Source organism: Tersicoccus phoenicis, from assembly GCF_001968835.1.
GTDB lineage: Bacteria > Actinomycetota > Actinomycetes > Actinomycetales > Micrococcaceae > Tersicoccus > Tersicoccus phoenicis.
In genome coordinates, this window is sequence record NZ_MRDE01000027.1 from 1 (window position 1) to 12,942 (window position 12,942).

15 protein-coding genes are annotated in these 12,942 nt (G+C 69.7%); 10 read left to right on the forward strand and 5 right to left on the reverse strand.

Annotation, left to right across the window (positions count from 1 at the left end):
• Positions 1-263: 263 nt before the first annotated feature.
• Genes BKD30_RS06255 through BKD30_RS06265 form a run of 3 tightly spaced genes read left to right on the forward strand, consistent with a single transcriptional unit; the run spans position 264 to position 2,522 of the window.
• Positions 264-698 carry an arsenate reductase ArsC gene (locus tag BKD30_RS06255; RefSeq protein ID WP_076703263.1) on the forward strand — a complete coding sequence of 145 codons (435 nt, stop codon included), beginning with the start codon at positions 264-266 and terminating at the stop codon, positions 696-698.
• A gap of 1 nt (position 699) precedes the next feature.
• On the forward strand, positions 700-2,115 hold the full coding sequence (locus BKD30_RS06260) for an FAD-dependent oxidoreductase (protein WP_076703265.1): 1,416 nt from the start codon (positions 700-702) through the stop codon (positions 2,113-2,115).
• On the forward strand, positions 2,112-2,522 hold the full coding sequence (locus tag BKD30_RS06265; protein WP_076703267.1) for an arsenate-mycothiol transferase ArsC: 411 nt from the start codon (positions 2,112-2,114) through the stop codon (positions 2,520-2,522). The genes BKD30_RS06260 and BKD30_RS06265 overlap by 4 nt, the downstream gene beginning before the upstream one ends.
• 42 nt (positions 2,523-2,564) lie before the next feature.
• On the opposite strand, the gene BKD30_RS06270 is transcribed toward BKD30_RS06265, so the two are convergent.
• Positions 2,565-2,918 carry an ArsR/SmtB family transcription factor gene (locus BKD30_RS06270; protein ID WP_218189260.1) on the reverse strand — a complete coding sequence of 118 codons (354 nt, stop codon included), beginning with the start codon at positions 2,916-2,918 and terminating at the stop codon, positions 2,565-2,567.
• A gap of 79 nt (positions 2,919-2,997) precedes the next feature.
• Between BKD30_RS06270 and arsD the strand changes: the two genes are divergently transcribed.
• The 3 genes from arsD to BKD30_RS06285 all read left to right on the forward strand — a co-directional run bounded on the left by arsD (position 2,998) and on the right by BKD30_RS06285 (position 6,712).
• Complete coding sequence (gene arsD / locus BKD30_RS06275; RefSeq protein WP_076703270.1) at positions 2,998-3,384, forward strand: arsenite efflux transporter metallochaperone ArsD; 387 nt, start codon at positions 2,998-3,000, stop codon at positions 3,382-3,384.
• A 1-nt stretch (position 3,385) separates the two neighbouring features.
• Entirely contained in the window at positions 3,386-5,173 is a 1,788-nt protein-coding gene (gene arsA / locus BKD30_RS06280) for an arsenical pump-driving ATPase (RefSeq protein WP_235861532.1), read from the forward strand.
• Between the two features lie 72 nt (positions 5,174-5,245).
• Positions 5,246-6,712, forward strand: coding sequence for an arsenic transporter (locus BKD30_RS06285; protein ID WP_076703272.1), 1,467 nt, complete (start codon positions 5,246-5,248; stop codon positions 6,710-6,712).
• A 132-nt stretch (positions 6,713-6,844) separates the two neighbouring features.
• Here BKD30_RS06285 and BKD30_RS06290 read toward each other — a convergent pair whose 3' ends face one another.
• Entirely contained in the window at positions 6,845-7,141 is a 297-nt protein-coding gene (locus tag BKD30_RS06290) for an ArsR/SmtB family transcription factor (RefSeq protein WP_328586896.1), read from the reverse strand.
• 147 nt (positions 7,142-7,288) lie between these two features.
• Between BKD30_RS06290 and BKD30_RS16920 the strand changes: the two genes are divergently transcribed.
• The 3 genes from BKD30_RS16920 to BKD30_RS16095 are packed head-to-tail and all read left to right on the forward strand — an operon-like array spanning position 7,289 to position 9,479.
• Positions 7,289-8,269, forward strand: coding sequence for an HAD-IC family P-type ATPase (locus tag BKD30_RS16920; protein WP_328586897.1), 981 nt, complete (start codon positions 7,289-7,291; stop codon positions 8,267-8,269).
• Positions 8,191-9,342: an HAD-IC family P-type ATPase gene (locus BKD30_RS16925; RefSeq protein WP_076703275.1), complete on the forward strand. Its 1,152-nt coding sequence runs from the start codon at positions 8,191-8,193 to the stop codon at positions 9,340-9,342. The genes BKD30_RS16920 and BKD30_RS16925 overlap by 79 nt, the downstream gene beginning before the upstream one ends.
• Positions 9,342-9,479, forward strand: coding sequence for a hypothetical protein (locus BKD30_RS16095; RefSeq protein WP_159440548.1), 138 nt, complete (start codon positions 9,342-9,344; stop codon positions 9,477-9,479). Before BKD30_RS16925 ends, BKD30_RS16095 begins: the two co-directional genes overlap by 1 nt.
• Before the next feature lie 366 nt (positions 9,480-9,845).
• On the opposite strand, the gene BKD30_RS16840 is transcribed toward BKD30_RS16095, so the two are convergent.
• From BKD30_RS16840 to merA, 3 genes are read right to left on the reverse strand one after another with little or no spacing between them, the layout of a single operon-like run.
• Positions 9,846-9,974, reverse strand: coding sequence for a hypothetical protein (locus BKD30_RS16840; RefSeq protein WP_268874369.1), 129 nt, complete (start codon positions 9,972-9,974; stop codon positions 9,846-9,848).
• An 11-nt stretch (positions 9,975-9,985) separates the two neighbouring features.
• Positions 9,986-10,639: an organomercurial lyase MerB gene (merB, locus tag BKD30_RS06305; RefSeq protein ID WP_076703277.1), complete on the reverse strand. Its 654-nt coding sequence runs from the start codon at positions 10,637-10,639 to the stop codon at positions 9,986-9,988.
• Positions 10,640-10,683: 44 nt separating this feature from the next.
• Positions 10,684-12,126 (reverse strand): mercury(II) reductase, encoded by a 1,443-nt coding sequence (merA, locus tag BKD30_RS06310; RefSeq protein ID WP_076703279.1) that lies wholly within the window; start codon positions 12,124-12,126, stop codon positions 10,684-10,686.
• Between the two features lie 168 nt (positions 12,127-12,294).
• Between merA and BKD30_RS06315 the strand changes: the two genes are divergently transcribed.
• Positions 12,295-12,651, forward strand: coding sequence for a MerR family DNA-binding protein (locus tag BKD30_RS06315; protein WP_456243292.1), 357 nt, complete (start codon positions 12,295-12,297; stop codon positions 12,649-12,651).
• Positions 12,652-12,942: the final 291 nt, after the last annotated feature.

Genomic DNA, 12,942 nt, shown 5'->3' on the forward strand with positions numbered 1-12,942 from the left:
CGTCGAGCGGGCCATCAACAAGCTCCGCGAGCACCGCGCGGTGGCCACCAGGACCGACAAGCGCGATTTCGTCTACCGCGGCACCATCGACGTCGCCAGCATCAGAATCTGGCTCCGCGACCCAGTATCGTCAGATTCGCGGGACACGCCCTAGCCTCACCGGCGGGCGTCGAGGCCATCTACCAGGACCTAGAAACCCGCGTACGCGCTTTGGCCGCAGACCTGACCACCCCGGCCCGCCGGGCCACGACAAAGGAGAACCCATGAGCGGCCCGACCACCACCCGCCCGTCTGCCCTGTTCGTGTGCGTGCACAACGCCGGTCGATCCCAGATGGCCGCCGGGTTCCTGCGGCACCTGTCCGGCGGAGCCGTCGAGGTCCGCTCCACCGGCTCCATGCCTGCGGACCAGATCAACCCCGTCGCGGTCGAGGCGATGCTCGAGCTGGGCATCGACATCCGCGACCAGCAGCCCAAGGTCCTGACCACTGACGCCGTCCAGGCGTCCGACGTCGTCGTCACCATGGGCTGCGGTGACGTGTGCCCGATCTTCCCCGGCAAGCGCTACGAGGACTGGCAGCTCGACGACCCGGCCGGTCAGGGCATCGAGTCCGTCCGCCCCATCCGGGACGAGATCCGCGCCCGTGTGCTCACCCTCCTCGACGAGCTCGGCGTCCAGCCCGCCGCGGCGACGGCCTGACATGCGCCTGGTCGCCGTCGGCGGGAGCGATGCCGGCATCAGCGCCGCGCTGCGCGCCCGCGAGCTCGACCCGACCGCCGAGGTGACGGTCGTGCTCGCCGACGAGTACCCCAACTTCTCCATCTGCGGCATCCCGTACTACGTGTCCGGTGAGGTCGGTCACTGGCGCAACCTCGCGCACCGCACCATGGACGACCTCCGCGATGCCGGTCTCTACGTCCGCGTCAACACGCGGGCCGTCGGCATCGACGTCTCCGGACGGCGCCTGCTCGTCGAGGCACCGGACGGTCAGCGCGAGCTGCCGTACGACGCCCTGGTGGTGGGGACAGGCGCTGTCCCCGTCCGCCCGCCGATCACCGGGCTGGACAGCCTCGGGCCGGCCGACGGAGTGCACCTCCTGCACACGATCGGCGACACCCTGGCCCTCACCGCGGACCTGGACGCCAACCGCCCGTCCCGGGCACTCATCGTCGGCGCCGGCTACGTCGGCCTGGAGATGGCCGAAGGCCTGACCGCCCGCGGCATCGACGTCATCCAGGTCGAGGCCCTGCCCGAGGTGCTACCCTCGGTCGACCCCGGGCTGGGCGCGATGGTGCGCGCCGAGCTCACCCGGCACGGCGTCGAGGTGCACACCGCCACGACCGTCACCGAAGTCGCCGCATCCGACGGGCCGACTCGGTTGACGGTGCACGCCACGGGCGCGAGCGGGCAGCCGGAGCGCTGGGACGTGGACGTCGTGCTCGTGGTGGTCGGTGTACGACCGGACACTGACCTGCTCGTCGCTGCCGGCGCGACGACCGGTCCGCGCGGGGCCGTGCTCGTCGATCCCGCCATGTCCACCGGGCTCCCCGGCGTGTGGGCTGCCGGCGACTGCGTCGTGACGCATCACCGCCTGCTCGGCCGCGCGTACCTGCCGCTGGGCACCACCGCGCACAAGCAGGGCCGCGTCGCGGGTGAGAACGCCCTCGGTGGCTCGGCCGTCTACCCGGGCAGCCTCGGCACCCAGGTGGTCAAGGTCTTCGACCTGGTGATCGCCCGCACCGGGGTGCGCGACAGCGAGGCGACCGACGCTGGGTTCGCGCCGGCCACCGTCCAGTCCACTGGAGACGACCACAAGGCGTACTACCCGGGCGCCAAGCCGGTCACCATCCGCGTCACCGGCGACACCGCGACCGGCCGCCTGCTCGGCGCCCAGCTCGTCGGCCCGCTCGGCGCGGAGATCGCCAAGCGGGTGGACGTCTACGCCACCGCCCTGACACACGACATGCGCGTCGCCGACGTCGACGGGCTGGACCTGTCGTACACCCCACCGCTCGGCTCCCCATGGGACGTCGTCCAGACGGCCACCATGGCCTGGGTGCGCGAGCACGACTTGGACCGCCAGCGCGCGGCCCTGACCTCGAGGAGAACCGAGTGACAACCCCGCCCGAGTCCGTGCTCTTCGTGTGCGTCCACAACTCCGGCAAGTCTCAGATCGCCGCTGCCATCGCGCGCCACGAGTTCCCGAACGTGCGCGTCACCTCCGCAGGCACAGCGCCCAGCGAGACGGTGCACCCCGGCTCGGCCGACACCCTGGCTGAGGTGGGAATCGACATCACCGGTGAGCAGCCCAAGGCGATCACGGACGAGCTGATCGCCGACGCGGACGTGGTCGTGGTCCTCGGCACCGAGGCAGAGGTCGCCACCGCTGACGGCACGCCCGTCGTCCGCTGGGAGGTCGGCGAGCCCTCCTCACGTGGCATCGAGGGGGCGGAGCGCATGCGGCTGGTCCGCGACGACATCCGGCGTCGGGTGCGTCAGCTGCTCAGCGCAGAAGCGCCGTGACGACGGACGTCACGACCCGAGGGCGGTGAGCTGACGAGCGGGTCAACCGACCGGCGTGGCGCACGCGGGCCGCAGATGCGCGGCGTCGGGGCCGTCGTGGGCGAAGCCGGAGAGTGCGCGTAGCGCCTCGGTGAACGCGCCCGGCACGAGGCGGTACCAGGTGTAGCGCCCCTCCGGCTCGCTGACCACCGCGCCCGCCTCACGGAGCAGGCGTAGGTGGTTGCTGATCGCCGTCTGACGCGCGCCGGTGATGTCGACCAGGTGGCAGGTGCACAGCTGCTCGCGGGACAGCGCCTCGACGATCTTCAGCCGCAAGGGGTCCGCCAGGAGCGCGAACTGGCTCGCCACCTCCGCGCGCACCGGAAGGGTCGGCATCGGGACGCTGACGGGACTCATTTCCCTACCGTACAACCCATCAGTATGGTGTGATGTCAGCAAGCGCTGATGAGTCAGCGAACGAGTAGGAGGAGGACCGATGTCCCGCGTAGAGATCTTCGACCCGGCAATGTGCTGCTCGACCGGCGTGTGCGGGACGGACGTCGACCCGACGCTGTCCCGGTTCGCCGCCGACATCGCATGGCTGTCCGACCGGGGCGTGAAGGTGGACCGGGCCACGTTGTCCCAGGAGCCGGCGAAGTTCATCGCGAGCGACCCCGTCCGCCAGGCGCTCGAGACGGACGGTACGGCTGCGCTGCCCATGGTGCTCGTCGACGGCGCGGTGAAGGCGAAGGGGCACTACCCCAGCCGGACCGAACTCGCGACGTGGGCCGACGTGCCGCGCCCCGCGATCCCGCTGAGCACCGCGGTCCAGGCTGCGACCACGACCACGCAGTCCTGCTGCGGCGGATCCGGGAGCTGCTGACGTGTCCGCGCCGGCGCTCAGCGGGACTGCATTCCTGCCCGGGATGCTCAGCTCGCCCACCCCGTTCCTCTTCTTCACCGGCAAGGGCGGGGTCGGCAAGACGTCCTGCGCAGCAGCGACCGCCGTCGTCCTCGCCGACGCCGGCCGCCGCGTCCTCATCGTCTCCACCGACCCCGCGAGCAACCTCGCCGAGGTCTTCGGCATGCCCGACCCCGGGACCTCGGGTGCCGTCCAGGTGCCCGGTGTGCCGGGCCTCGACGTGGTGAACATCGACCCGTCCGCCGCTGCCGCCGCGTACCGCGAGCGCGTTGTCGGCCCCTACCGCTCCCTTCTGCCCGAAGACGCGGTCGCCTCCATCGAGGAGGAGCTCTCCGGGTCCTGCACCGTGGAGGTCGCAGCGTTCAACGAGTTCGTCACCCTGCTGACCGACCGCCAGATCGCCGACGCCTACGACCACGTCGTCTTCGACACGGCGCCCACCGGCCACACGCTGCGCCTGCTCGCGCTGCCCGGCGCGTGGACCGGCTTCCTCGAGACGAACACCGCGGGCGTCACCTGCGTCGGTCCGGTCTCCGCCCTGGGCCACGCGCAGGAGGCCTACGCCGGCAGCCTCGAGACCCTGCGCGACGGCGAACGCACGACCGTAGTGCTGGTCGCCCGGGCCGAGTCCTCCTCGCTCGCGGAGGCGTCGCGGGCCAGCGCCGAGCTCGCCGACCTGGGGATGACCACGCAGCACGTCGTCATCAACGGCGTGCTCGCCCACCCCGCAGGGGACGACGCCGTCGCCGTCGCCCGGCACGATCGCGAGACCGCCGCGCTCGACTCCGCTCCGGCGCTCCTCGCCCGGGCCACGTCGGTGGACGCCGTGCCGCTCTTCGCCCGCGCGCCGATCGGCGTCGAGGCCCTGCGCGCGATCCTGTCCGGCGACCCGGCGTCGAGCCCGACCGAAGCCGTCGCGCCGCCCGAGCTGGACACGCTCGGTGACCTCGTCGCCGAGCTCGCCGTCGGCGACCCGTGCATCGTCATGACCATGGGCAAGGGTGGCGTCGGCAAGACCACCGTCGCCGCCGCCCTCGCCCTTGCCCTGGCCGAGCGCGGCCTACCTGTCACCCTGACGACCACCGACCCTGCCGCGCACGTCCACGACGTCCTGCCCGACCCGCCGGCCAACCTCGAGGTCACGCGCATCGACCCCGCGGCGGAGACCGCGGCGTGGACCGATCACGTGCTGGCAACAGCAGGCGCCGGCATGGGCGACGCAGCACGTGATCTGCTCACCGAGGACCTGCGCTCCCCGTGCACCGAGGAGGTTGCCGTCTTCCAGGCCTTCGCCCGCACCGTGGCCGACGCGTCGGGCCGCTTCGTTGTCATCGACACCGCTCCGACGGGCCACACGCTCCTCCTCCTGGAGTCCTCGCAGAGCTTCGCCCGTCAGGCCGCAGCGCGCGAGGGCCGAGCCGACGACGCGGCGACGTCGCTCTTCGCGTCGCTCGCCGACCTCGAACGCACCCGCATCGTCCTCGTGGCGTTGCCCGAGGCAACGCCTGTGCATGAAGCGATGGCACTTCAGGCGGACCTCGCTCGCGCGGGTCTGAGTCCGTGGACGTGGGTCGCCAACGCGTCCCTTGCCGCGACCGGTACGACCGACCCTGTCCTGCGCGCCCGCGCCGCTGACGAGACCCGCTGGCTCGAGGAGATCGCTGCGGCAAGCCCACGGCGCGCCGCCGTCGTGCCGTGGCTGCCCGACGTCCCTGCCGGGGCCCAAGCATTGCGCCGCCTGACCAGCTGACCCCACCCGCACGACCGTCTCGGTCCGCGGCACCGCGCCGCGGCTCACCCGCCCACGCCTGGAGGCCCTTCCGTGTTGCTTGCCGTCGTCATCTTCGTGCTCACCCTGACGCTGGTGATCTGGCAACCTCGCGGGCTCGGCATCGGGTGGAGCGCCCTCGGCGGCGCGGCGCTCGCTCTCGTCACGGGCGTCGTCCAGCTCGGTGACGTCCCGGACGTCTGGGTGATTGTGTGGAACGCGACACTGACCTTCGTCGCCGTGATCATCATCTCGCTGGTGCTGGACGAGGCGGGAACCTTCGAGTGGGCCGCGCTCCACGTGGCCCGCTGGGGCCGCGGGAACGGCCGGATGCTCTTCAACCTCATCGTCGTCCTGGGTGCGGCGATCGCCGCGGTCTTCGCCAACGACGGCGCAGCGCTGATCCTCACCCCGATCGTCTACCAGATGCTCCTGGCCCTGCGGTTCGACCCCAAGGCCGCGTTCGCCTTCGTCATGGCGACCGGATTCGTCGCGGACACCACGAGCCTGCCGCTCGTGGTGTCCAACCTCGTGAACATCGTCTCGGCGGACTTCTTCGGCATCGGCTTCGCCCGCTATGCCCTCGTGATGATCCCTGTGAGCCTCGCGTCACTCGCCGCGAGCCTCCTCGTGCTGCGCCTCTTCTTCCGCAAGTCCATCCCGTCCCGGTACGACGTCGCCGACCTTGCTCGTCCCTCCGACGTCGTGCACGACCATGTGACCTTCCGCGCGGGCTGGGTCGTCCTGGGCCTGCTGCTGGTGGGCTACTTCGTCGCCGACCCGCTCGGTGCGCCCATCGCCGCCGTCGCCGGCCTCGGCGCGATCGCCATCGTCCTGACCGCTGCACGGAAGCCGGCATGGGTGTTCGCGCGGCTGGAGGCTCGCCTGCCGGCTGTCGAGACGGTGGGCGCCGTCCCAGCGGTGCACGACCCCACCCGGAGCGGGGTCGTCCACGACGACATCCACGACCATGCGCTGGGTACTGCGGTCCTGGACGGCGGCCCGACCCCGCCATCGAGCTCCGGTGGCCGCATCCCCATCGCGCCCGTGCTCCGGTCCGCGCCGTGGCAGGTTGTGCTGTTCAGCCTCGGGATGTACCTGGTCGTCTACGGCCTGCGGAACCAGGGCCTGACCGACTCCCTCGGCGAGGTCTTCGCCTGGTTCGGCGAGCAGGGACCCGTGGCAGCAGCCGGCGGCACCGGCTTCCTCGTCGCCGGCATGTCCTCGGTGATGAACAACATGCCCACCGTGCTCGTCGCCGCCCTGGGCATCGACGCCGCCGGTGCCACCGGCCTCACCCACGAGCTCATGGTCTACGCCAACGTCATCGGCGCCGACCTCGGCCCGAAGATCACCCCGATCGGGAGCCTCGCCACTCTGCTGTGGCTCCACGTTCTAGACCGCAAGGGCATGCACATCGGCTGGGGCGCCTACTTCAAGATCGGCATCGTCCTGACGATCCCGGTGCTAGCAGTAACGCTCCTCGCTTTGACCGGTTGGCTCCTCCTCATCACTCCCTGACCGGCGGTCCCAGCGACCCATCCACACCCCTCAGGGCGTACTCGCCGCCTGAGTCCCGCAGTCACTACTGCGCCGGCGGGCGTCGGACGACGTTCCATTACCAGGATGTGGGACTGCGGCGCTGTCGCGGGATCAGGCTGTCTCGTCGGCCTGGTCGCGAGCGCCGAGGCGGAGGTGCTCGGCGTGGAAGACGGCTTCGTCGAGGAGCTGGGCGACGTGGTTGTCGTGCAAGGCGTAGGTGACAGAGCGTCCCGATCGCCGGCCTTGGACGAGCCCGAGGTGGCGCAGCATGCGCAACTGGTGGGACACGGCGGACTGTTCCATCTCCACGGCCTCGGCCAGCTGGCTGACAGTGGCCGGGCTCTCGCGCAACCGAGACAGGATGAGCAGGCGGCTATGGGTGGCGAGGGCCTGCAAGGTGGTGGCCACGACCTGGGCGCCGGCGGCGTCCAGGCGTGTTGCTCGGGAGCGTCCCTAGATTCCGTGTCCCATTTCGCCAACATACCGCTGTTGCATGAAGACCTCTACATGTTTGTATAGTGTGGCGGCCCTCGCCCACCTCTGCAGGAGACCCTCATGAGCACGACGCTGTCCGCCTCGCCTGCCCGGGCGAGCCACGACGCCGCAAGAACTCGTGCGTCCCGATCCGGCCTGTGGGTGGTGTTGTCGATGGCCGAGGTGCGCTGGGCGGTCATCGCCACCGTGCTCTTCGCGATCGGCGGCGCGTTCCAGCTCGCCGGTGCGCCGCCGGTGGTGTGGTGGGCCTTCTACCTGGCCTGCTACGTGACCGGCGGGTGGGAACCCGCGCTGGCAGGACTGCAGGCACTGCGCGCCAAGTCGCTGGATGTCGACCTGCTCATGATCGTCGCCGCGCTCCTCGCCGCAGCGATCGGACAGGTCTTCGAGGGGGCGCTGCTGATCGTCGTCTTCGCGACCTCCGGGGCACTGGAGGCGTTCGTGACCCGGCGTACCGCCGACTCGGTGCGCGCCCTGCTCGACCTGGCCCCCGAGCAAGCGACCCGTCTGAACCCCGGGGACATCGAGGAGAAGGTCGACACCGCGGATCTCGCCATCCGCGACGTCGTCCTGGTGCGGCCCGGGGAACTGGTGGGCGCCGACGGGGAGGTGATCGAAGGGGCCAGCGAGGTCGACCAGGCCTCCATCACCGGCGAGCCGATGCCGGTGCTCAAGGAGTCCGGGGACGAGGTGTTCGCCGGGACCCTGAACGGCACCGGCGCGCTGCGCATCCGCGTGAACCGAGCCGCGACCGACTCGGTGGTGGCCCGGATCGTGGCGATGGTCGAAGAGGCATCGGCGACGAAGGCGAAGACACAGCTGTTCATCGAGAAGGTCGAGCAGCGCTACTCGGTCGGTGTCGTCGTCTCCACCTTGCTGATCTTCGGTGTCCCGCTGGCCCTCGGCGCGGCGTTCGAGCCGACCCTGCAACGAGCGATGACCTTCATGATCGTCGCCTCGCCGTGCGCGGTGGTGCTGGCCACCATGCCCCCCCGCTGCTCTCCGCGATCGCCAACGCCGGCCGGCACGGCCTGCTGGTGAAGTCCGCGGTGGTGATGGAGACCTTCCGCGAGGTCACGATCGTCGCGTTCGACAAGACCGGCACCCTGACCGAAGGCACCCCCCGGGTCGCCGACGTCAGGCCCCTGCCCGCCGGAAGGCTCGACGAGAACGAGGTCCTCCGCTGTGCCGCTGCCGCCGAACGACCCAGCGAGCACCCGCTGGCGCGCGCGATCGTTGCGGCCGCCCATGACAGGGATCTGAACCTGCCTCATGCCCAGGACTTCTCCTCGACCCCCGGGCGCGGGGTCACCGCAACCGTCGAAGGCCGCGTGGTCCGGGTCGGCTCACCGGCGCTACTGACCGACCCTGCGGTCGCAGCCGCCAACAAGGGATCCGAGGACGCCCGGGACGTCGTCGCCGAGCTGGAGGCATCCGGGCGCACCGCAGTCGTCGTCGTGGTCGACGACGTACACGTGGGGGTCCTCGGTCTGGCCGACCAGCTGCGACCGGACGCCCCCGCCACCGTGGCCGCACTGACCGCCTTGACGGGCGCCACCCCGGTGCTGCTGACCGGGGACAACCACGGCGCCGCCACCCGACTGGCCCAGGAGGTCGGGATCACCGACGTCCGTGCGGGTCTGCTGCCCGCCGACAAGGTCACCCACGTCAAGGCGCTCCAGGCAGCAGGTCACCGGGTGCTCCTGGTCGGCGACGGTGTCAACGACGCACCCGCGATGGCCGCCGCTAATCTCGGCGTGGCCATGGGCCGCCACGGGTCCGACCTCGCCCTGAAAACTTCCGACGCGGTCATCGTCCGCGACGAGCTCGCCATCCTGCCCAAGATCATCGACCTGTCCGGGCGGGCACACCGCGTGGTGAAGGCCAACCTGACCTTCGCCGCGACCGTCATCGCGGTCCTCGACGTCTGGGACATCGGCTGGATCCTGCCGCTACCCCTCGGTGTCGCCGGCCACGAAGGGTCCACCATGGTCGTCGGCCTGAACGGGCTACGCCTGCTCCGTGCGGGGGTCTGGCGCCGCGCCGGTTCTCCCGCACGAGCTTCCGGAGCCGCAGGGACCGCGCACCAGCCCTCACCGCCCGGGAGGAGCTGATGGTCCACCGCAAACGCATCAAGTGCTGCCGGGCCACACCCAGCTGCAAGAACTGCCCCCTGCTCGAACTACGGCGCAACCAGAAGCCTCGACATCCCAAGACCGACGACGCCAGCAGTCCCACCCGGCGCCGCTGACAGCCCCAACCGGCTCGTACTGCCCACCGTGCACCCGCGGCAGTACGCGGATGAACGTGAACGACACCGCCACATAGCCCTGGCAGGGGCCCGTCAAAGACCGCCAGAAGTCACATGTCGTCGCCGCCGATCCTGTGTCGGTAGACCTCGCCGGAAACGATCGTTATCGGATCGCCACTTATCATCGAGGGGTGGTGAACGAAGCTGCACAGGCATACTCGCGACGAGCTGTTGAGTACGCCGGGGCGTACGGATCGATGGCCGCGGTTCATCCTTCCGACCGTCAGCTCGTCGACACCTGGGCCGGCACGGTTGTCGGGCCCAGTAATTGACGCCGGCTGCGGCCCCGGCCAATGGACGAACTACCTAGTCGAACGGGGCGTGGTCGCCTCTGGTGTTGATCTCGCTCCCGATTTCTTCGCCGTCCAGCCCCAGGGTCTGCGCGGTGGACCTCGCGACGGTGGCGTTGACTACTCGCGGATCTGGGTCAGTCATGTTCTGGCGCCTCAGCAGCAGCTATGGGATGTGTCATCGCTGGGGCGGTCCGCAGCCGTCTCGGCAAGCATCTTCTCGGCCATCGATGAACCGAGCGCGAACGCCTCCGCGACGGAGACGACCGACCCGCCCTCGTGGTTCTTGAGCCACGGTTCGGCTTCCTCGGGAGAGGCGAAGAAGTGCACCTGGTTGCAGAAGGAGGAGCGCACGGAACTCATGTCGTCCGGGGCGATCAAGGACACCACGGCGGTGGTGGGCTCGACGCTGCGCACGCCGGAGCTGTCGACGGTCACCCGAACCGGCATTCCGGTGCGGTAGCGGGATTCGATGACCGCTGACGTCCCGAGGATGGTGGGAAAAATGAGGGTGTCCAGGGCGCACCAGGTGTAGAGCTGTTCCCCGTCGATCTCGAAACGGTGCTGGGTCGCCCGCTGAGTCAGTCCCTGTCCGATGATCCGCCCCGATCCGTCATACTCGGTGTCGGCCATAGCTGCGAGTGCCGAGCGGACATCGTCGACCGGTCGGCCGGTCGTCGCGGCGAGGTCGTCGACGTCGACCGGATCGCCCTGCGCGAGCAGTCTCATCAGCGGCAGCCACAGCCAGGGCTGCATTCCGGTTTCGGATGAGGCCAGGCGCTCGGTGATCTGGGTGGCGTTGTCGGTCATGGTGGTTCCTTTCGTTGGCGTGGATCGTTCGATGGATGAAGTGGTCACGCGGCGCAGCAGGACAGCTTGGACACGTCCGTGGTGAAGGACTGGCAGGCGATCTTGATGCCCTCGGCCATGGTCAGGTAGGGGCTCCACAGGTTCGCGACCTGGCTCACCGTCATCCGAGCGGAGACGATGTAGACGGCGGCGGCAGCGATCTCGCCGGCGTTCTGTGCCACGGCGGTGATCCCGTGGATCTGGCCGGTCTGGGCGTCCGCGACGACCTTGATGAACCCGCGGGTGTCGCGGTTCACCAGGGCTCGCGGCACGTACTCCAGCGGCAGCACCCGGCATTCGCAGACGATTCCCGCGTCCCGTGCCTGCTTGTCGGTCATCCCGACCGCTGCGAGGTTGGGGGTGGTGAAGATGACACGGGGCAGGTGCCGGTAGCCGACCTCCCGCCCCGCATCGTTGAAGGCGTTGTCCACGACGAGGGCGCCGTGCGCGGCGGCGACGTAGACGAACTCCGGATGACCCGTCACATCCCCCGCGGCCCAGATGCGGCTGTTGGACGAGGCCAGCCGGGAATCGACCACGACTTCGCCGTTCTCCCCCGTCGTCACCCCGACCGCGGCGAGGTTCAGCCCGGTCGTCACCGGTACCCGGCCGGTGGCGACCAGCAGCTTGCTCGCGCGGATGTCCTCGCGACCGCCGATCCCGGCGACCAGCGCCACCACCTCACCCGTCGTGGCATCAGTGTGCACGGAGGAGATGGTCGACTTGCGGAGAACCCGGATGCCCTCGTCGGCGAATATGCTCATCAGGGCGCGGGATGCTTCCGGCTCCTCCCCGGACGCCAGCCGGGAGCGCACGATCATCGTCACTTTCGAGCCGAGCCGGGCGAAGAGCTGGGCTTGTTCGAGCGCGACATAGCCGCCGCCGAGAACCAGCAGCGACTCGGGTACCTCGTCGAGTTCCATCGCCGTCGTCGAGGTGAGGTAGTCGACATCTGCCAGCCCGTCGATCGAGGGCACCGAGGGGCTCGATCCGGTAGCGATGAGGTAATGCGCGGCGCGTACGGTGTCGACCCTGCCGTCGGCATCCGTCACCTCCAACGCCGGGTCATCGGCGGTGCCGGCGAATGCCGCGTCGGCGTGACGCAGATCCCAACCGTAATCCGCGATCAGGTCGACGTATTTCTCGGATCGCATCGTCTCGACCAGGGCACGCTTGCCGTCGATGAGTTCCGTCACGTCGACCGGACCGGCGGTCGCGTCGATGCCGGGGAACCGGCGCGCGTCGAGGGCGACGTGGCGCGCGTCGGCGGCCGCGAGCAGGGCCTTCGACGGGATGCATCCGGTGTTGACGCAGGTTCCGCCGATGGTTGCGCGCTCGATCATGACGACGCGCTTGCCGAGGTTCGTGGCCCGGATCGCGGCGGCGAACGCACCGCCTCCGGAGCCGATGATGGCCAGATCGAAGTCGGTCGGTGAGCGTTCGGGCATGAAATCTCCTGAGAATGCTGATCGGAAGCCGCGAGGGCAGGACAACCCTGCTCGATTCGCTTCAGTCAGTCTGCACCTTCCCCTACACTGGAAGGTCAAGAGTGAGCGGCGAAACCATGAAGGAGGAGGCACAGCGTGCGTATCGGTGAAGCGGCGGCAGCGTCCGGGATGACCACGAAGACCCTGAGGTTCTACGAGGCGAGCGGTCTTCTGCCCGCAACCGAGCGAGCCACGAACGGCTACCGGGACTACGGAGCGGACATCACGGCGAGACTGGACTTCATCCGCCGAAGCCGCACCGCCGGGCTGACATTGGCACAGATCCGCGACATCCTGCAGATCAGGGACGTCGGCGAGGCTCCGTGCATGCATGTGCGAGACCTTCTCGCGCGGCAACTGGCCGATCTCGACCGTCAGATCGGGGAGCTGGTCGCCCTCAGGGCCACCGTCGCGGAGTTCCACGACGCGGCATCCGAACCGGACCTCGCCGCGTGCGACCCCGATCGCATCTGCAGCTACCTCTGAGGCGAATCGCTCACCGGCAGCTCTGAGGGCGTATCCCCCCGATTCCACCGCACAGCAATCCACTTCGTGGGCTGAATCTCAGCGATAGATGGCGGTATTCGAGCGGCGTTATTTGGCTCTCCTGACCCATCCGTGGGTTGGGGCGTGTCCCGCGAATCTGACGATACTGGGTCGCGGAGCCAGATTCTGATGCTGGCGACGTCGATGGTGCCGCGGTAGACGAAATCGCGCTTGTCGGTCCTGGTGGCCACCGCGCGGTGCTCGCGGAGCTTGTTGATGGCCCGCTCGACG

Excerpts from the sequence above, each read along its gene's own strand:
- merA (WP_076703279.1), bottom strand. The coding sequence starts at position 12,126 with ATGCCCGAACGCTCACCGACCGACTTCGATCTGGCCATCATCGGCTCC.
- BKD30_RS06260 (WP_076703265.1), top strand. The coding sequence starts at position 700 with ATGCGCCTGGTCGCCGTCGGCGGGAGCGATGCCGGCATCAGCGCCGCG.
- merB (WP_076703277.1), bottom strand. The coding sequence starts at position 10,639 with ATGACCGACAACGCCACCCAGATCACCGAGCGCCTGGCCTCATCCGAA.
- BKD30_RS16095 (WP_159440548.1), top strand. The coding sequence starts at position 9,342 with ATGGTCCACCGCAAACGCATCAAGTGCTGCCGGGCCACACCCAGCTGC.
- BKD30_RS06255 (WP_076703263.1), top strand. The coding sequence starts at position 264 with ATGAGCGGCCCGACCACCACCCGCCCGTCTGCCCTGTTCGTGTGCGTG.
- BKD30_RS16840 (WP_268874369.1), bottom strand. The coding sequence starts at position 9,974 with ATGACTGACCCAGATCCGCGAGTAGTCAACGCCACCGTCGCGAGGTCC.
- BKD30_RS06315 (WP_456243292.1), top strand. The coding sequence starts at position 12,295 with ATGACCACGAAGACCCTGAGGTTCTACGAGGCGAGCGGTCTTCTGCCC.
- BKD30_RS16920 (WP_328586897.1), top strand. The coding sequence starts at position 7,289 with ATGAGCACGACGCTGTCCGCCTCGCCTGCCCGGGCGAGCCACGACGCC.
- arsD (WP_076703270.1), top strand. The coding sequence starts at position 2,998 with ATGTCCCGCGTAGAGATCTTCGACCCGGCAATGTGCTGCTCGACCGGC.
- BKD30_RS06270 (WP_218189260.1), bottom strand. The coding sequence starts at position 2,918 with ATGAGTCCCGTCAGCGTCCCGATGCCGACCCTTCCGGTGCGCGCGGAG.